Origin of the sequence: uncultured Chryseobacterium sp. (assembly GCF_936933875.1) — a bacterium.
Lineage (GTDB): Bacteria > Bacteroidota > Bacteroidia > Flavobacteriales > Weeksellaceae > CAKZIK01.
Window position 1 is genome coordinate 34591 of record NZ_CAKZIK010000014.1, and the last position, 17327, is coordinate 51917.

The following is a 17327-nucleotide window of genomic DNA, read 5'->3' on the forward strand; positions in this document are numbered from 1 at the left end:
AATTTTGATCATGAAGAAATTACTTTTTTTAATACTATTTATAGCTCAACTCAGTTTTGCAAAGAATGTCAATTTAGTGCAAAATGGGAAAACTGACTTTCAGATTGTAATACCGTTAAAGAAAACTGAATCAGAATGGAATGCTGCATTTCTTCTGAAAAAGTATATTGACCTTATGGCCGGTGTTGCAATACCTGTTGTTTATGATAATGAAGCAACCCGGAAAAATGAAATATTGGTTGGTAAAACAAATAGGTCAACCTTTATTAATACGTATTCTTTACAGCCTGATGCTATAGTAATCCGTTCAAATAATGGGAAGATTTATATAACCGGAGGTGAAAGAAAGGGCGTATTGTATGCGACTTCTACCTTTCTTGAAGACTTTTTGAAGATAAAGAAATTTACTAAAGATTTTGAAGTAATTCCCTTCAGTAAAAATATCAGTGTCCCTTCAACTATTAATATAGCACATACACCGCCATTCATATACAGGACCACCTACTTTGAAGATTCAGAAAACTTAAATTATGCAGATTGGCATAAATTAAATTATTTTTTTGAGGAGAGAAGAAATTTTGCTCATTCTTTCAATCAGTATCTGCCTGACTCACTTTTCAAAACTCATCCCGAATATTTTGCCTTGGTTGATGGTAAAAGAACGCCTGTGCAACCGTGCTTGAGTAATCCTGATGTTTATAAAATAATGAAGACCAATTTGATCAAAGAAATGGTTAAATATCCAAACTTTGAAGTGTGGTCTATAAGCGCAACAGACGATGGTACTTATTGTCACTGTAATCTGTGTGAGCCAAAAAATAAAGCTGGAAATGGTTTTATTGAAACCTTAATGCCCTTTGTTAATAAATTTGCAAAAGATTTTCCTAATAAAACCATCAGTACACTGGCATACAGACAGTCAATTGAGCCTTCAAAATTTGTCAAGCCATTACCTAATGTGGAAATTATGCTTTGCTATACACATATCAACCGTGGTGTGCCAATTGCTACAGGTCCCGAAAATGCAGTATTCTTTAGAAATATTACCTCAAAGTGGAAAGCACAGACTAATAATATTTTTGTTTGGGACTATGTTATCAATTACCTAAATACACTTTCGCCATTTCCTAATTTACAGGTATTGCAGCCGAATGTTCAGTATTTGAGAGATCAAAATATTAAAAGTGTCTTTTTGCAAGGAAGTGGAGCTCAAAAAAGCGAATTTAATGAATTGAAATGCTATCTGATTGCCAAATTACTATGGAATCCGGACATCAATATCCAACAGGTTCAAAATGAATTCATCGATGCCTATTACGGAGCAGGTGCCCCGGAAATAAAGCAATACATTGCAGCCATGCAGACCGAAGTGAAAAAGCACAATGCCATTGTAGATATCTGGGCAGATCCGAAACTCAATAAAAATGATTTCTTAAGCGATGCCAATATTGCTAAATACAGGCAAATTCTAAACAGAGCATTAGATAAAACCAAAAATAATCCTACAATCTATAACAGAATTTTAAAAGAAAAACTTTCTGTAGATTATGCAGAAATACAAACATCTTCTGATCAGCTAAAGGCTAAGTTCGGAAAAAAAGCAACGAAAACAGTTACTGATTTTACGGAAGCTGCAACCAAAGCCGGCATTATTTACCTGAAAAATGGTGAGCAATCTCCCATTCAGTATAAGGAAAAATTATTAAGCAAGTAAGACATATGAATATAGTTTTTGATAATATAATTTATTCTTTACAGCGTTCTGGAGGTGGATCTGTCTATTGGACGGAACTGATAAAACGGTTTAACAGTTCAAAGGAAAATATTGAGTTCTATGACCATGAAAATGATAAGGATAATTTTTTTCGGCAAGAATTAAAACTCAGAAATACAAGTAAGGAAACAAAATTTCCCTTTGGGATAAGGAGGTATCTCCCTTTCACTGAAGAAATAACAGAAAAAAGCATATTTCATTCTAGCTACTATAGATACAGTAATTCTAAAAATGCAATAAATGTAACTACCGTTCATGATTTCACTACAGAATATTACAGAACAGGGCTGGCAAGATGGGTACATTTCCAGCAAAAAAAACAGGCGATTAAGAAATCTGAGGGAATAGTATGTATTTCTGAGAACACAAAAAAGGATTTGCTGAAGTTTCACCCTTGGGCAGCAAATAAAAAAATCAAAGTGATAAACAATGGGGTAAGTGATGATTTTTTTAAGATAGAAAACGAATTTAACTTAGAAAGTATCGATGAAAGATTTAAAAAATTCACAGATAAAAAGTTACTGATATTCATTGGACATCGTACTTCATACAAAAATTTTGATAAAGCGGTAGAAGCATATTCAAATTTAAATCATCCAGATTATCATTTTCTGATTATTGGAGAGGCATTAAATGAATCTGAACATAATTTGTTGAATGAAAAACTTAAACAAGATTCCTATACTGTCTTAAGCGGTATAAATAATTTTAAACTGAACCACCTGTATAACAAGGCCTTTTGTCTTATTTACCCATCATCTTATGAAGGGTTTGGAATTCCTTTAATCGAAGCAATGAAAACAGGTTTGCCTGTGATAGCTTCTAAAAATTCATCAATACCCGAAGTAGCTGGGGAAGCAGGTGTTTTATTAGATAACCTTGATGAAAACAGTATTAATCAGGAGATTATTAAATTAGAAGACAGCACTTATAGAAGCATGATTATAGAAAAAGGTTGGGTACAGGCTAAGAAATTTAATTGGGACAAGACTTTTGAACAGTATCACCAATTTTATAAAGAACTTTATGATGGTAAATAAACTGGCGCAATACGGTTTTATGGGATTGATTCAAATGTTTCTAAATCTCATCAAAACAAAACTCACATTTCCAAATGCTAGAATAATAAGATTTCCAATAGATCTTCGAGGAAAGAAATTTATTCATGTCTCAAAAGGTTTTACTACGGGCGTAGGATGCAGGATTGAAGCCTATCCCGAAACGGATAAAAAAGTATTATTTTTTGGTGAAAATTTTCAGATGAATGATTATGTTCACATCACTGCAATGGAAAGTGTTAAAATTGGTAATAATGTTCTGTTGGCAAGCAAAATTTATATTTCAGACTGTTCGCACGGAAGTTATTCAGGAGATGAAAATGACAGTCATCCTGACTCCATTCCACATGACAGACCATTATCTTCCAAACCGGTGGTGATTGAAGATAATGTATGGTTGGGAGAGTTTGTTTCAGTTTTGCCGGGAGTTACGATTGGTAAAGGATCAATTGTAGGAGCCAATTCTGTGGTTTCAAAAAATCTTCCTCCTTATGTTATTGCAGTAGGAACACCTGCAAAACCAATAAAAAAATTCAATTTCGGAACTAATAAATGGGAAAAATATTAATAATATGAAAAATATACTTATTACTGGCGGAGCTGGTTTTATTGGCAGCAATTTAGCACTAAAACTTATTGAAAAAGGTTATACCATTACGGTTTTAGATAACCTGTCAACGCAGATACACGGGGAAAATCCTGAAAAAACTTCGCCGCTTTATCAGTCCATTAAAGATAAAGTGAATTTTATAAAAGGCACGGTAACTTCCAGAGAAGACTGGGAGAAAGCTTTGAAAGGCCAGGATGCAGTGGTGCATTATGCGGCAGAAACAGGCACCGGACAGTCCATGTATTGCATCGAAAAATATGCGGAAGTCAACATGCAGGGAACAGCAATCATGCTGGATATTTTAGCAAACGACAAATCTCATCAGGTAAAAAAAGTAGTCGTAGCTTCTTCAAGATCTATTTATGGTGAAGGAAAATACCGCCATCCGGAACTGGGAATCGTGTATCCTACCGAAAGAAAAGAGAGAGATATGTTGGCAGGAGATTTTGAAGTGAAATACCAGGACAATCAACCTTTGGAATTATTGGCAACATCCGAAGATTCCAAAATTCACCCATCTTCTGTTTACGGGATTACAAAACAGAATCAGGAGCAGATGGTTATGACGGTTTGCCCTACCATTGGTATTGCTCCGGTAGCGTTCAGATATCAGAATGTATATGGAGCAGGTCAGTCTTTATCTAATCCTTATACGGGAATTCTTTCTATTTTCTCCACCCAAATCAGAAACGGAAACGGCATCAAAATTTTTGAAGACGGAAAAGAAACCAGAGACTTCGTGTATATCGATGATGTGGTAGATGCAACCATCCGCGGTCTGGAAATGGAAGAAGCCAACGGAGAAATTTTTAATGTAGGAACCGGCGAAGCTACGGATGTGCTGACCGTTGCCAATAGCCTGATAAGTGCTTATGGCATTGAAGTTCCTGTAATAGTTACAGGTAATTTCCGTTTGGGTGATATCCGCCATAATTTTGCAGATCTTACCAAAATCAATTCAAAGTTAGGCTTTGTTCCACAGGTTTCTTTTGAACAGGGCATCAATAAATTTACCGATTGGGTACTTCAGCAGGAAGTTCGGGAAGATAATCTGGAGAAGTCTTTGGAGGAGATGAAGAAAAAAGGTTTATATAAATAAAAATGACTCTAAAGGAAAGCATACATGGAAAAAAAATTCTGTTTTTTTCTGTTCAGACTTTTAATCTTGAAAAAGAGATTAAAAAAACGATGGAAGAGAATGGAGCTGTTGTGACTTATTATGATGAAAGACCTTCCAACAGTAATTTTACCAAAGGAATTATTCGTTTAAAGAGAGATATTTATCAAAAAAAAATTGATGAATATTATGCTTCTATCCTTGAAAAAATCAAAACTGAAAAATTTGATTATCTTTTCGTAAACAGAGGTGAAGTAATTACTAAAGCGTTTTTAGAGAAATTTATTGAAATGCAGCCGAACTGTGAGAGAATATTCTTCACATGGGATTCATTTGCAAACCATGGTCATCCTACCACAATTCTGAAATATTTTCACAGACGATTTACCTTCGATCCTAATGATGCCGAGAAATACAATATTGGATTTCGACCGTTGTATTTCCTGGAGAAATATAGAAGTATTAATCGAACTGATCAATCGGGTTATTTGTACGATTTGCTTTTTCTCGGAACGGCGCACTCCGACAGGTACATCATCAGTAATAAAATTGCAGATTGGTGTAAAAGTAAAGGCTTAAATGTTTTTACCTATTATTACATGCATGGTAAACTGGTTTATTTTTACCAGAAATTATTTGATAAAAGCTTTAAAGAATTTGATTATAAAAAACTGAGTTTTACAAGCCTTACAACAGATCAAATATTAGAATTGTATAAGCAGTCCAAGGTAATTTTAGATATCAACCATCCCGGACAAACCGGATTGACAATGCGGTCATTCGAATCTTTGGGTGCTGGTAAAAAATTAATTACGACAAACAAAGAAATTAAAAAATATCCGTTCTACAATTCCAATAATGTTTTCGTTATTGATAGAAATAATATTCAGTTGGATGAAAATTTCTTCAAAACAGAATATGAAGAAATAAATAAAGATTTATACGAAAAATGTTCAATCACAGGTTGGCTAAAAGAAGTAATGCTGAATCCTGAAAAGGATGATTGGAAACCACTAATGAAAAATAACTAATGAAAATAACCATCACAGGCGCATCCGGTTTTGTAGGTTCTAATCTTTCAAAATATTTGGAAGAAAAGGGAAATACTATAGATAAATTATCTTTAAGAAAGCCTGATTTTTCTTTGCAGAAAGATGCAAATGCTGTGATTCATTTAGCAGGTAAAGCCCATGATACGGCGAATACTTCTGCCGACAGGGAATATTTTGTAATTAATACTGAACTGACAAAGAAATTGTTTGATGATTTTTTGAATTCAGATATAAAAGATTTTATTTTTTTCAGCAGTGTAAAAGCCACCGCCGATACTTTGGAGGGTATTTTGGATGAAAACCATCCTTCCAGTCCGCAAACGCCTTATGGAAGATCGAAATGGGAGGCAGAAAAATATCTGCTTTCAAAAAATCTGCCGTCCGGAAAACGCCTGTTCATCATTCGTCCTTGTATGATTCACGGTCCGGGCAACAAAGGAAATCTAAACCTGCTTTACAAAGTGGTAGAAAAAGGCATTCCTTGGCCATTAGCCAGTTTTGAAAATAGAAGATCCTTTTTAAGTATTGACAATTTGAATTACCTGGTTGATAAAATCATAACTTCAGATATCCCTTCCGGAATTTATAATTTTGCAGACGATAAAGCCATCTCGACAAACGAATTGGTAAGAATTATCGCGAAAACCTCTGGTAAAAAGGAAAAATTATGGCATATTTCAGCGGGTTTAATTTCGGGTGTGGCAAAACTGGGCGATAAAATAAAATTGCCCCTCAATTCAGAAAGATTAAAAAAATTAACTGAAAGTTATGTGGTTTCAAACCAAAAAATTAAAACAGCCTTAAGCTTGAAAGCATTACCTTTGTCCGCAGAGGAAGGATTAACTAAAACAATCACTTCCTTTAAATCTAAGTCTTAACCTTACCCTCAACCTCAGATGATACGCTTTTTCGATTTTATATTTTCATTTTTCGGTCTGCTCTTCCTCTCGCCCGTTATGCTGGTATTGTACATTATTGGGCTTTTCGATACCGGTTCGCCAATTTTTGTTCAGGAAAGGGTAGGGAAGAACAAAAAACCTTTTAATCTGTACAAATTCCGCACAATGCACAAAGACACCAAGTCCGTGGCCTCGCATTTGGCGAGCAAATCATCCATAACGAAATTTGGAAATTTCTTAAGAAAAACCAAATTGGACGAACTTCCGCAGTTGGTAAACGTTTTGATTGGAGATATGAGTTTGGTAGGTGCACGTCCCAATCTTTTCAATCAGACCGAATTGATTGAAGAACGCGATAAACGAGGAGTGTACAGTCACGTTCCGGGCATTACAGGATTGGCTCAAATCAATGAAGTAGATATGTCCACACCAAAAAAACTGGCAGAAATGGACGCAGAAATGCTGAGATCGCTGACAGTTTCAGATTATTTTAAATATATTCTTGCAACGGTTGGTGGGAAAGGTCAGGGAGATCGCGTAAAATAATTTTTTTGGTTTGAATTGGTTTTATCTGGAGTATATAATTGTTGCAGTCGGTCTTTTCCTTTTTTTGCTGATATACTTTCGTATTGCCGAAAAGTTTAAGATCATTGATGTTCCCAATCACCGCAGTCAGCATTTCGAAATAACGCTGAGAGGCGGTGGCGTCGTTTATCCTGCTGCTTTTCTTTTTTTTGCGGTCAGTTTAATTTTTAACCCACCTTCGACTGCGCAGAATTTTTTAATTTTTGGAGCAGGTTTATTGATAATTTGTATTATAAGTTTTATTGATGATATCCGTAGCCTTTCAAGCAGATTGAGATTGGTTTTTCATTTTATTGCGGTGAGCCTGCTTCTTTACTTTGTGAATGCTTTTGCCATACTCCCTTATTGGTCCATTCCTTTGCTTTTTATAGTTACCATCGGTGTTTTAAATTCCTACAATTTTATGGACGGCATTAATGGAATTACGGGTTTATATAGTTTGATGAATTTAGCATCGTTGCTCTTTGTTAATGAAAAAGTGGCTCATTTTACCGATTCCCGTTTTATCATCTATCCACTTTTAGCAAGTGTAGTATTTCTGTTTTTTAATTTCCGTAAAAAAGCCAGATGCTTCATGGGTGATGTGGGAAGTTTGGGCATAGCTTTTTGGATTTTGGCACTTTTGGGCCTTTTAATAATAAAGACAGAGGAAATAAAATGGATATTATTCCTTACAGTTTACGGCGTGGAAACGGTTCTCACAATCATAGAACGGTTAAAATTAAAGGAAAACATATTCGACGCTCACCGGCGCCACCTTTACCAGCTCTTGGCCAACGAAAAAAAGATTGACCACAGATTGATCAGCCTGTCTTATGCCGCCTTGCAGCTGCTGATAAATAGCTTGGTCATAAAACTTACTGCTGAAAGCTGGTTTCTTTTTGCAGTCATAATAATTAGTACTATAGCTACTTATGTACTTATTAAAATTACGCTTAAAGAAAATCTCAGATTGTAAATGGATGGTAGAGCATTTACTACCCTTTACGTTCGGACAAAATAAATTCCACTATAAAGCTGGGGCAAAAATTTTTTTCCTAAAACTGGAAACTTACTAAATGCCATCCTTAAACGTGAAGAAATTTTCACCCTTTAGGGCTGGGGAAGGAAAACTTCTGGTCACTCCTTTGCTTATTCACTAGTACGAAGCCATCTTCTTCCACTCACCAGTCATATCTCTGTTCAAACGCAAAGTTTCCCACTATTAAGGTTCAAATCAGCAGATATGTTACAACTTTAGAGCCAAGGGGCAAGAAAATTTCATGAACAAAAAATGCTGCCCGGTTAAGGGCAGCATTCACAAAAAATTAATAAAATCTACGTCACTTTTACAATATTTAAACAGTTAAACTGATTATTGTTAAGTGGATATTGCACACCGTTGATTTCCTGGAGAAACTCGATCAGAACTGCAAAAATTTTCACGGCTCCGTTTGGAATTGACGCTCCTGGATCCAAGCTCAGCGTTGCAGGAACAGCATCCGCAGAACTGTTCATCAGGGGACTGTAAATCGTTTCCGAAGTCTTCAGGTCTCCATCCAATGCTGCAATCGCAATGCCGATTTGGACATGAGTCGCCTCTTTTGGCAGAATCAAACTGCTCTTCGGTGAAAAATTTTCGACCGTCAGCATCCCGGTGGTTTCATCAATTTGTAAAGGCACCGTGAGCAGAGTTTTCAGCTGAGAGTTGGCATTGAAATCAAAACTTTCCAGTAATAGTTTTCCTTCAGGTGTGGAAATTCCGGCGGAAGGAGTCCGTTCACCGCGTACCGCCGCTTCATCCAGATGTTTTATCTTGGTGAGTACGCTGGTCATGCGGTTACTGGCCTTCGAATCTGAAATTTTCCGCACGTAATTGGACAGCGATCCCCGGATCACTTTTCCGGTTTGCGCAACAATGCCGAATTCGTTCATGTTTTCTCTTGTTCTGGCGAACTTGGGGTCGTTGAAGATTTTACTCCGTTCAACGCCGCCTTTCATGCGTACCATACTTCCGTCTTTTGTCTTGTAAAAGGAGAAGTTTCCTATGTTGCCCTGCAACATCAAAATTGAGTTTTCTTTTGCCATGATTTGATTGATTTTAGGCTGTTAATATTAAATTTTGTAAATCCGGCCGGAGGTTTACAGAGCAAATATAAAAAGGCAAAGAACCCTTGGCAACAGGGATATAACAGATGATATTGTTTTAGTTTTATCAGGTCATTTTAATCGAATAAACTTCTTTGAGCTCATTTTGGTACATCTGCATTCTAATTCAGTCAGATGATAACAAAATAGTCTTTTTTCTCAGAATCTGTTCTTTCCATCCGTTAAAACAGTCCACTACTAACCTCTAACCTCTAACCTCTAACTTCCAACTTACTCTCATACCCGTGGATACTCCGTGGATACTCCGTGGATACTTCGTGGATGGTTGCATGTAGAGGGCATCTTTAAAATGATAAATTCTTTTTTTATGCTTAAGATTATAAAACAGTTGTTTAGTTTATAAATATTTACAAATAATTGAAAATCAAAGGTTAATGATAATGCAGAAATATTTTGTTTGAATAAAGTGTTTGCTGAACGCAGGTCTGTGTGATTGTGGATAACTTTTGATGTTAGTAACTATAGCAGAATTGAAAGATTTAATATTTTTGTTATGAAATATTTAAGATTTCAGGATGTTCTTTAAGGTTTCGGCGAAAAGTGATAAAGCAAATGACACTATGACACACACTATGGTTATTTCAGTTAGGTCTGAAATCCATTAAAGAACATGCCGCTCTGGGCGGCCTCTGACAATAACTAACACATCACAGATGATTGAATTAAGTTCTCGGCATTGTATGCGGATGCCAGCCAAAAAGTACACGCCTTCAGTCAGTAATAATAAAAATAAATCTACCATATGAAAAACAGCCAATCCTTAAATTTAGCTGTTTTATCTTTCTTTTCCCGTTTACCTTATTAACATTCTGAAGTTTTAAAGATTTGATGTGTATTAATCTTTAAAATTAACAGAAAATGAAAAAGAAATTATTCTTGGATTCGCATGACCTGCAGGTGATTACGAATTACAGTATTGGACATTGTCGGAAAATCCTCCGCGATATAAGGTCTAAAAAAATGAAATTAAAACATCAGAAAGTAACCGTGGATGAAGTGGCAGATTATCTTGGCCTGAATCCTGATGAAATTAGAAACGCAATTGAATAGGGAATACTCCAAAGAGTTTTTTTTGATGGTTTAGTTTTCATAAATTAGCGTTTTGTAAAGTGTTACTGAAAACCTTTGCTTAAAATAAAGCTTTATGAAAATCAAAGAAACCCCTTTAAAGGACTGCTACGTCATCGCACCAACAGTATTCGAAGACGATCGCGGTTACTTCTACGAAAAGTATAACGAGAAAAAATTTGAGGAATTAACCGGGATGAACGGTCATTTCGTGCAGGATAACATTTCCAAATCTTCTTATGGGGTTTTGCGGGGGTTGCATCTTCAAAAAGGCGAGCATGCACAGGCAAAATTAGTTTCGTGCCTGGAAGGGAAGGTGTTTGATGTTGCGGTAGATTTGCGTCCGGACTCACCAACTTTCGGACAGTGGTACGGGGTGGAACTCACTGCAGAAAACAAAACGCAGTTTTACGTTCCGCGTGGTTTTGGACATGGATTTTCCGTGTTGAGCGACACAGCTGTGTTTGCTTATAAATGCGATAATTTCTACAATAAAGAATCCGAAGGTGGCGTGCTTTGGAATGATCCAGAATTAAAAATCGACTGGAAACTACCCGAATCAGATGTAATTCTTTCCGAAAAAGATAAAATGCTGCCTACCTTTGCGGAAAGAAATTTTTAGAACATAACTACTCAATCCCTCAACACTCAATCTTGTCATCCTGAGCGCAGTCGAAGGATTTTTAACTGAACCACTAAATTACTTAAAACTCAACTACCCAAATGAAATCAATCATAATTACCGGAGGAGCCGGATTCATAGGTTCACACGTCGTTCGTGAGTTTGTAAAAAATCTACCAGACACCAAAATCATAAATCTTGATGCCCTTACTTATGCTGGTAATCTTGAAAATTTAAAAGACATTGAAAACGAACCCAACTACGTTTTCGAGAAAGCAGATATTACAAAGCCTGAAGAGTTAAAAGCAGTTTTCGAAAAATATCATCCTGATGCTGTCGTACATTTAGCAGCAGAATCTCATGTGGACAGGAGTATTACCGATCCGAATGCTTTCATTAATACCAACGTTATCGGGACTGCAAATCTTTTGAATCTTGCCCGCGAATTCTGGACTCTAAACGAAGATCATACCCACGGAAATTTTCCTGATGAGCAAAGAACAAATCTTTTCTACCACGTTTCAACCGATGAAGTTTACGGAGCTTTAGGTGAAACAGGTTTCTTTACAGAGGAAACATCTTACGATCCGAAATCACCGTATTCAGCTTCCAAAGCTGCTTCAGATCATTTGGTGAGAGCGTATGGAAATACGTACGGAATGCCGTTTATCGTTTCGAACTGTTCCAATAATTACGGACCAAACCATTTTCCTGAAAAATTAATACCGCTTTGTATTCACAATATTTTGAATGAAAAACCGCTACCAATCTACGGTGACGGTAAATATACGAGAGATTGGTTATATGTGATTGATCACGCAAAAGCAATTTTCCAGATTTTCCATGAAGCGAAAACCGGAGAAACTTACAACATCGGTGGTTGGAACGAATGGCAAAATATTAATCTGGTTAAAGAACTCATCAAGCAGGTTGACGAAAAAGTTGGAAATCCTGCAGGTCATTCAGAAAAATTAATCACTTTTGTAAAAGACAGACCGGGACACGACAAACGTTACGCAATTGATGCAACAAAACTCAACGAAGATTTAGGCTGGAAACCATCAGTAACTTTCGAGGAAGGTCTTTCTAAAACCATCGATTGGTTCTTAGAAAACAAAGAATGGCTCGATCATGTTACATCAGGAGATTATCAAAAATATTACGACAAACAATACTCTTAGTAGAGTAATCGAGTAGAGAATTATTGAGTAATTGAGTTAGAAATGGGCTTGGTGAAATTTCATAAGGATTTGATTGTATATCAGAAATCATTTTCTTCTGCTATGGAAATCTATCGAATTTCAAGAAAGTTTCCACGAGAAGAAACCTACTCTCTAACAGACCAAATTTTGCGTTCTTCACGTTCAGTAAGTGCAAATATTACTGAAGCGTGGCGTAAAAGAAGATACGAAAAATCTTTTGTCGCAAAATTAACAGATGCAGATGGTGAAGCTGCAGAAACCCAAAACTGGTTGGATTTTGCTTTTGCCTGTAAATATATTACTGAAGATGAACATTCAAAATTATTCGCGCTATATGATGAAATTTTGGCCTTATTAGTTTCAATGGTAAATAGCTCAGAAAAATGGACTTTTTCTGTTGAAAAAAAGAAAAGTGAAAACTCAATCACTCACAACTCAAATACTCACAACTCAAATCCTAAAAAATGAAAGGAATTATTCTCGCAGGAGGGTCAGGAACGAGACTTTATCCGTTAACAATCGCGGTAAGCAAACAGTTAATGCCCGTTTACGATAAACCAATGATTTATTATCCGCTTTCAACGTTGCTTTTGGCGGGCATTAAAGATATTTTAATTATCACAACTCCTCACGATCAGGAAGGTTTTATGAAGCTTTTGGGCGACGGTTCGTCAATTGGATGTAACATTCAATACAAAGTTCAGCCAAGTCCGGATGGTTTGGCGCAGGCTTTTATTTTGGGTGAAGAATTCATTGGTGACGATTCAGTAGCTTTGGTTCTGGGAGATAATATCTTCTATGGATCTGGACTTCCAGCTTTGCTTTCAAGTAAAACCAATGTCAAAGGAGGATGCGTTTTTGCTTATCAGGTTTCAGACCCGGAAAGATATGGCGTTGTAGAATTTGATGAAAACTTGAAGGCTATTTCCATTGAGGAAAAACCAACACATCCGAAATCTAATTTCGCAGTTCCTGGATTGTATTTTTATGATAATTCCGTTGTGGAATACGCTAAAAATTTAAAACCTTCACCAAGAGGAGAACTCGAAATTACAGATATCAACAAAATTTACCTTGAAAAAGGTGAACTGGAAGTTGGAGTAATGTCGCGTGGAACAGCTTGGTTGGATACCGGAACTTTCGATTCTTTGCATGAAGCATCAGAATTTGTAAAAGTTTTGGAGAAAAGACAGGGTTTCAAAATTTCATGTATCGAAGAAATTGCCTACAAAAAAGGATTTATTGATAAAGAACAGCTTCTGAAATCTGCCCAGAAATACGGAAAAAGCGGATACGGAGATTATTTGAAAGCATTGCTGTAAAAATCAGAAATAAATACAACTTAAAGAGAATCAATTACTTTGGTTCTCTTTTTTATTTCTTAAATTTGCACCCACAAAAATTACTCATTACCAATTACTTATTCATAAAGAAATGCGTACAAAATCAACAGGTAAAAAGAAAATCAATATCATCACACTCGGATGTTCCAAAAACGTGGTGGATTCTGAAGTTCTGATGGGACAGCTGAAAGCCAATGGAAAGGAAGTCGTTCACGAAAAACGTGGAGATATTGTTGTTATTAATACCTGCGGATTTATTGATAATGCAAAAGAAGAGTCGGTCAATACCATTTTGGATGCTGTAGAAGCTAAAGAAAGAGGAGAGGTTGAAAAAGTTTTTGTGATGGGTTGTCTTTCCGAACGTTACAAACCGGATTTGGAAAAAGAAATTCCGAATGTTGACCAATATTTTGGAACGCGCGATTTGCCGATTTTGTTGAAACAATTGGGTGCAGACTACAAACACGAGTTGGTCGGAGAACGTTTAACAACTACACCAAAGCATTTCGCTTACTTAAAAATTTCTGAAGGTTGCGACCGACCATGTTCTTTCTGCGCTATTCCTTTGATGAGAGGCGGCCACGTTTCTACACCCATTGAAAATTTGGTTATGGAAGCTGAAAATCTTGCTAAGAAAGGCACCAAAGAGCTGATCTTAATCGCACAGGATTTAACCTATTACGGACTGGATATTTATAAAAAAAGAGCTCTAGCTGATTTACTTTTAAGATTGGTAAAAGTGGAGGGCATTGAATGGATTCGTCTTCATTATGCTTTTCCTTCAGGTTTCCCTGAAGATGTTCTGGGCGTAATTAAAAATGAACCAAAAGTTTGCAATTATATCGATATTCCTTTACAGCATATCAATTCAGATTTGTTGAAATCGATGAAACGTGGAACAACTCATGAAAAAACAGATGCTTTATTAGCAAAATTCCGTGAGAAAATTCCGGATATGGCGATTAGAACGACTTTAATTGTTGGTTATCCCGGCGAAACAGAAGAGCGTTTTAATGAAATGAAAGAGTGGGTTCGCGAACAAAGATTCGACAGATTAGGTTGCTTTACGTATTCTCACGAAGAAAATACGGGAGCTTACAAATTGGAAGATGATGTTCCGCAGGAATTGAAGGAAGCGCGAGTAGAAGAGATTATGGAACTTCAGTCTCAAATTTCATGGGAAAAGAATCAGGAAAAAATAGGAAAGACTTTCAAATGTATTTTCGACAGAAAAGAAGGCGATTATTTCGTAGGAAGAACAGAATTCGATTCTCCGGATGTTGATAATACGGTTTTAGTAAAAGCCGACAATACCTATTTATCGATTGGTCAGTTTGCCGATGTGAAGATTACTTCTGCCGAAGAATTTGACCTTTATGGAGAATTAATTTAAGGAAAACTTGAAATAAAGACTCAAATCTTTGATCAAATTCAAATCAAAAAGCCACATTTCTTACGAGATGTGGCTTTTCGGTTAAATAACTGATATATAATTATTTATAAAGGTTTACTTGAGTAATTTTAGCAAAAAAAGTTAATAAAGTTAACTTTTTAGTATTTTTTTTAACACTTTTTAACAGATCTTGTTAAGCCCTTTTGTAAAGGGAATTACGTACTTGTTTAACAAAATTTTAACAAATTATTAATAATATTTAACAATAAGTATTTTGTTCGGATAAGTTCCTCTGTAATTTCGCCTCGTCAAAACCAATAAAATAATTCAAAATGATGAAAAGAGGTATTCTCGTAATCATAATGATGATTTCAACACTTGGTATTTATTCTTTCAACAAGTATAATGCCAATGATGCCAAAACAAGTTTTGCATCGTATTACCACGATAAGTTTAATGGTAGAAAAACTGCAAGTGGAGAAGTTTTTAATAATTCTAAACTTACCGCTGCAAACAGAACGCTTCCTTTTGGAACTAAATTGAAAGTTACCAATATCAAAACAGGAAAAAGTGTAATTGTGAAAGTGAACGACAGAGGTCCTTTCCATTCATCAAGAGCTTTGGATTTATCTAAAGCAGCGTTCAATTCAATTGGTAATCACGCAAGTGGTACTATTCCGGTTGAATATGAAATTGTCGATTAACATTTACGTTTTAAAATGTAAAACCGGTTCAATAGAGCCGGTTTTTTTATGTCGTTGATAAGAATGGGTTGAGTTTCAATTGTTTAAAATAACATTCTTACTTTTGTACCCTCAAATTAAGGATTCTATAAACACAAAATATTAAAGCTGTTTCCGGTAACGGAGCAGCTTAAATTTTATCTACCATTTCCCACACATTCGGATTGTGATTGTCCCAAATTTTCCAGATTCCATCAATTTTTTTAATGAAATAATTTTGACGGTTCAGAATATGATAGTGGTGAGGTCCGTTATTTTTGTTAATGAAATTAAGGTTCCAAAACTCCTGTGTAGAAATTACCGCCAAGTTTTCATCTTCGCTCTGCAGCTCGAAATTATATACTTCGTAATTTGAAGGTCTGTCTGAAAGAGTGAGTCCCTGTTCATTCAATTGCTCCAAATAACTGCTGATTCTGTTATAATAAGGAGAATCCGGATGAACGGTTTTTATTACATTTTTTAAATCAATCTTCGGCAGATTTTGAAGGTTTTCGAATTCCAGTTGCGCTGTTGCAAGAATAATTTTTTCAAAATCATCGGTTGATGCAACAGTTTCTTTATCTGCAGCTTCCTTGTTCTGCGAAATAAAATGATTAAAACTTTCAAAGCCTAAAAAAATACACAGCTTGTCCAAAGTTTTTATAAACCTTAAATCGTTGGTTGCATTATCCGAGAAACTTCCCTCAAAAAATCTTTTTAGGGTAATGGAAGAAATTGTTGTTCCCAGTTCGAATTTTCGTTCTCCCTGAAGATGGTTGTTTTTTTGAAGATTTTCGTTAATAATGTTCGAAAGTTCATTGTAATGCGAAGTCCGCCACTTTTCTGCAAAGGAGAGAAAACTGGTAGAAATCTGTGGATGCGACTTAATTCTTTCTTTAAGAAGTTCGAAAGGATGCATAAGTAATAACGTCTGCAATTTTTTTTGATAAATTTAAAGAAAATAAATTAAATTTCTACAAGAACCGGACAATGGTCGGAATGTACGGCTTCTTTTAAGATGACGGCTCGCTGCAAACGTTCCTTTAAACTATATGAAACAAAGTTGTAATCCAACCTCCAACCTTTGTTTCTGGCTCTGGAATTTTGCCTGTAACTCCACCAGGAATAGTTGTCGGGTTGGTCATTAAAATACCTGAAACTGTCTATCATTTCGCATTCTTCAATAAATTTTGTCATCCATTCTCTTTCCATCGGAAGAAATCCGGAGACATTTTTTAATCCTTCCGGGTTATGAATGTCGATGGCTTTATGACAAATATTGAAATCTCCACAAATCACAAGATTTGGAATTGTGTTTTTCAATTCTTTAATATAATCCAGAAAATCGTAGCAAAACTGCATCTTGAAATCCAGTCTTTCAATATTGGAAGCACTTGGCACATACACTGATATTACCGAAAAACCGTCAAAATCAGCACGGATAATTCTTCCTTCGGAGTCATAATGTTCAATTCCGCAACCAAATTCCACATGTTTTGGAGCGACTTTGGAAGCAATTCCAACTCCGGAATATCCTTTTCTCTGCGCGGAATGCCAAAAACTGGTATAACCTACTTTTTCCAGACTTTCAATATCAATTTGGTCATTTCCGGCTTTACTTTCCTGAATGCAGATAATGTCGGGATCCGCATTTTTTAGCCAGCCTAAAAAATCTTTGGTGAAAGCAGCACGGATGCCGTTGACGTTGTAGGAGATGATTTTCATAGAGCGAAA

18 protein-coding genes are annotated in these 17327 nt (G+C 35.9%); 15 read left to right on the top strand and 3 right to left on the bottom strand.

Translation table 11 applies throughout. From position 1 onward, the window contains the following. Positions 1 to 10: 10 nt before the first annotated feature. From Q0252_RS01770 to Q0252_RS01805, 8 genes are all read left to right on the top strand, one after another. The gene (locus Q0252_RS01770) at positions 11 to 1714 is read left to right on the top strand and encodes a DUF4838 domain-containing protein (protein WP_297983039.1); all 1704 of its coding nucleotides are present in this window, start codon (positions 11 to 13) and stop codon (positions 1712 to 1714) included. Between the two features lie 5 nt (positions 1715 to 1719). Next, positions 1720 to 2814 (top strand): glycosyltransferase family 1 protein, encoded by a 1095-nt coding sequence (locus Q0252_RS01775; protein ID WP_297983041.1) that lies wholly within the window; start codon positions 1720 to 1722, stop codon positions 2812 to 2814. Continuing rightward, positions 2801 to 3400 (top strand): DapH/DapD/GlmU-related protein, encoded by a 600-nt coding sequence (locus Q0252_RS01780; RefSeq protein WP_297983044.1) that lies wholly within the window; start codon positions 2801 to 2803, stop codon positions 3398 to 3400. Before Q0252_RS01775 ends, Q0252_RS01780 begins: the two co-directional genes overlap by 14 nt. 4 nt (positions 3401 to 3404) lie before the next feature. Continuing rightward, positions 3405 to 4541, top strand: coding sequence for an NAD-dependent epimerase/dehydratase family protein (locus tag Q0252_RS01785; protein WP_297983047.1), 1137 nt, complete (start codon positions 3405 to 3407; stop codon positions 4539 to 4541). 89 nt (positions 4542 to 4630) lie between these two features. Beyond that, positions 4631 to 5590: a hypothetical protein gene (locus Q0252_RS01790; protein WP_297983050.1), complete on the top strand. Its 960-nt coding sequence runs from the start codon at positions 4631 to 4633 to the stop codon at positions 5588 to 5590. Beyond that, a complete protein-coding gene (locus Q0252_RS01795) occupies positions 5590 to 6489 on the top strand; it encodes an NAD-dependent epimerase/dehydratase family protein (RefSeq protein ID WP_297983052.1) in 900 nt (299 codons plus the stop codon). Before Q0252_RS01790 ends, Q0252_RS01795 begins: the two co-directional genes overlap by 1 nt. Positions 6490 to 6507: 18 nt before the next feature. Then, positions 6508 to 7056, top strand: coding sequence for a sugar transferase (locus Q0252_RS01800; protein ID WP_297983055.1), 549 nt, complete (start codon positions 6508 to 6510; stop codon positions 7054 to 7056). A gap of 10 nt (positions 7057 to 7066) precedes the next feature. After that, a complete protein-coding gene (locus Q0252_RS01805) occupies positions 7067 to 8053 on the top strand; it encodes a glycosyltransferase family 4 protein (RefSeq protein WP_297983058.1) in 987 nt (328 codons plus the stop codon). Positions 8054 to 8412: 359 nt separating this feature from the next. On the opposite strand, the gene Q0252_RS01810 is transcribed toward Q0252_RS01805, so the two are convergent. Continuing rightward, on the bottom strand, positions 8413 to 9162 hold the full coding sequence (locus Q0252_RS01810) for a hypothetical protein (RefSeq protein WP_297983060.1): 750 nt from the start codon (positions 9160 to 9162) through the stop codon (positions 8413 to 8415). A 939-nt stretch (positions 9163 to 10101) separates the two neighbouring features. On the opposite strand from Q0252_RS01810, the gene Q0252_RS01815 reads away from it, so the two are divergent. The 7 genes from Q0252_RS01815 to Q0252_RS01845 all read left to right on the top strand — a co-directional run bounded on the left by Q0252_RS01815 (position 10102) and on the right by Q0252_RS01845 (position 15575). Beyond that, on the top strand, positions 10102 to 10293 hold the full coding sequence (locus Q0252_RS01815) for a hypothetical protein (RefSeq protein ID WP_297983063.1): 192 nt from the start codon (positions 10102 to 10104) through the stop codon (positions 10291 to 10293). A 94-nt stretch (positions 10294 to 10387) separates the two neighbouring features. Next, entirely contained in the window at positions 10388 to 10933 is a 546-nt protein-coding gene (gene rfbC / locus Q0252_RS01820) for a dTDP-4-dehydrorhamnose 3,5-epimerase (protein ID WP_297983065.1), read from the top strand. A 101-nt stretch (positions 10934 to 11034) separates the two neighbouring features. After that, positions 11035 to 12114, top strand: coding sequence for a dTDP-glucose 4,6-dehydratase (rfbB, locus tag Q0252_RS01825; RefSeq protein ID WP_297983068.1), 1080 nt, complete (start codon positions 11035 to 11037; stop codon positions 12112 to 12114). Between the two features lie 42 nt (positions 12115 to 12156). Next, positions 12157 to 12603, top strand: coding sequence for a four helix bundle protein (locus tag Q0252_RS01830; protein ID WP_297983070.1), 447 nt, complete (start codon positions 12157 to 12159; stop codon positions 12601 to 12603). Further along, complete coding sequence (gene rfbA / locus Q0252_RS01835) at positions 12600 to 13457, top strand: glucose-1-phosphate thymidylyltransferase RfbA (protein ID WP_297983072.1); 858 nt, start codon at positions 12600 to 12602, stop codon at positions 13455 to 13457. Before Q0252_RS01830 ends, rfbA begins: the two co-directional genes overlap by 4 nt. A gap of 112 nt (positions 13458 to 13569) precedes the next feature. Continuing rightward, the gene (gene rimO / locus Q0252_RS01840) at positions 13570 to 14871 is read left to right on the top strand and encodes a 30S ribosomal protein S12 methylthiotransferase RimO (protein ID WP_297983075.1); all 1302 of its coding nucleotides are present in this window, start codon (positions 13570 to 13572) and stop codon (positions 14869 to 14871) included. Between the two features lie 332 nt (positions 14872 to 15203). Further along, positions 15204 to 15575, top strand: a complete 372-nt coding sequence (locus tag Q0252_RS01845; protein WP_297983078.1) for a septal ring lytic transglycosylase RlpA family protein — start codon at positions 15204 to 15206, stop codon at positions 15573 to 15575. A 169-nt stretch (positions 15576 to 15744) separates the two neighbouring features. Here the strand turns inward: Q0252_RS01845 and Q0252_RS01850 are convergent, their stop codons facing one another. Next, positions 15745 to 16530, bottom strand: a complete 786-nt coding sequence (locus tag Q0252_RS01850; RefSeq protein ID WP_297983081.1) for a hypothetical protein — start codon at positions 16528 to 16530, stop codon at positions 15745 to 15747. 29 nt (positions 16531 to 16559) lie between these two features. Beyond that, positions 16560 to 17318, bottom strand: coding sequence for an exodeoxyribonuclease III (locus Q0252_RS01855; RefSeq protein ID WP_297983084.1), 759 nt, complete (start codon positions 17316 to 17318; stop codon positions 16560 to 16562). Positions 17319 to 17327 lie beyond the last annotated feature (9 nt).

What these genes read in the sequence shown, in the direction of transcription:
- Q0252_RS01770 (WP_297983039.1), top strand. Translation starts at nt 11, where the DNA reads ATGAAGAAATTACTTTTTTTAATACTATTTATAGCTCAACTCAGTTTT.
- Q0252_RS01775 (WP_297983041.1), top strand. Translation starts at nt 1,720, where the DNA reads ATGAATATAGTTTTTGATAATATAATTTATTCTTTACAGCGTTCTGGA.
- Q0252_RS01780 (WP_297983044.1), top strand. Translation starts at nt 2,801, where the DNA reads ATGATGGTAAATAAACTGGCGCAATACGGTTTTATGGGATTGATTCAA.
- Q0252_RS01785 (WP_297983047.1), top strand. Translation starts at nt 3,405, where the DNA reads ATGAAAAATATACTTATTACTGGCGGAGCTGGTTTTATTGGCAGCAAT.
- Q0252_RS01790 (WP_297983050.1), top strand. Translation starts at nt 4,631, where the DNA reads ATGGAAGAGAATGGAGCTGTTGTGACTTATTATGATGAAAGACCTTCC.
- Q0252_RS01795 (WP_297983052.1), top strand. Translation starts at nt 5,590, where the DNA reads ATGAAAATAACCATCACAGGCGCATCCGGTTTTGTAGGTTCTAATCTT.
- Q0252_RS01800 (WP_297983055.1), top strand. Translation starts at nt 6,508, where the DNA reads ATGATACGCTTTTTCGATTTTATATTTTCATTTTTCGGTCTGCTCTTC.
- Q0252_RS01810 (WP_297983060.1), bottom strand. Translation starts at nt 9,162, where the DNA reads ATGGCAAAAGAAAACTCAATTTTGATGTTGCAGGGCAACATAGGAAAC.
- Q0252_RS01815 (WP_297983063.1), top strand. Translation starts at nt 10,102, where the DNA reads ATGAAAAAGAAATTATTCTTGGATTCGCATGACCTGCAGGTGATTACG.
- rfbC (WP_297983065.1), top strand. Translation starts at nt 10,388, where the DNA reads ATGAAAATCAAAGAAACCCCTTTAAAGGACTGCTACGTCATCGCACCA.
- rfbB (WP_297983068.1), top strand. Translation starts at nt 11,035, where the DNA reads ATGAAATCAATCATAATTACCGGAGGAGCCGGATTCATAGGTTCACAC.
- Q0252_RS01830 (WP_297983070.1), top strand. Translation starts at nt 12,157, where the DNA reads ATGGGCTTGGTGAAATTTCATAAGGATTTGATTGTATATCAGAAATCA.
- rfbA (WP_297983072.1), top strand. Translation starts at nt 12,600, where the DNA reads ATGAAAGGAATTATTCTCGCAGGAGGGTCAGGAACGAGACTTTATCCG.
- rimO (WP_297983075.1), top strand. Translation starts at nt 13,570, where the DNA reads ATGCGTACAAAATCAACAGGTAAAAAGAAAATCAATATCATCACACTC.
- Q0252_RS01845 (WP_297983078.1), top strand. Translation starts at nt 15,204, where the DNA reads ATGATGAAAAGAGGTATTCTCGTAATCATAATGATGATTTCAACACTT.
- Q0252_RS01855 (WP_297983084.1), bottom strand. Translation starts at nt 17,318, where the DNA reads ATGAAAATCATCTCCTACAACGTCAACGGCATCCGTGCTGCTTTCACC.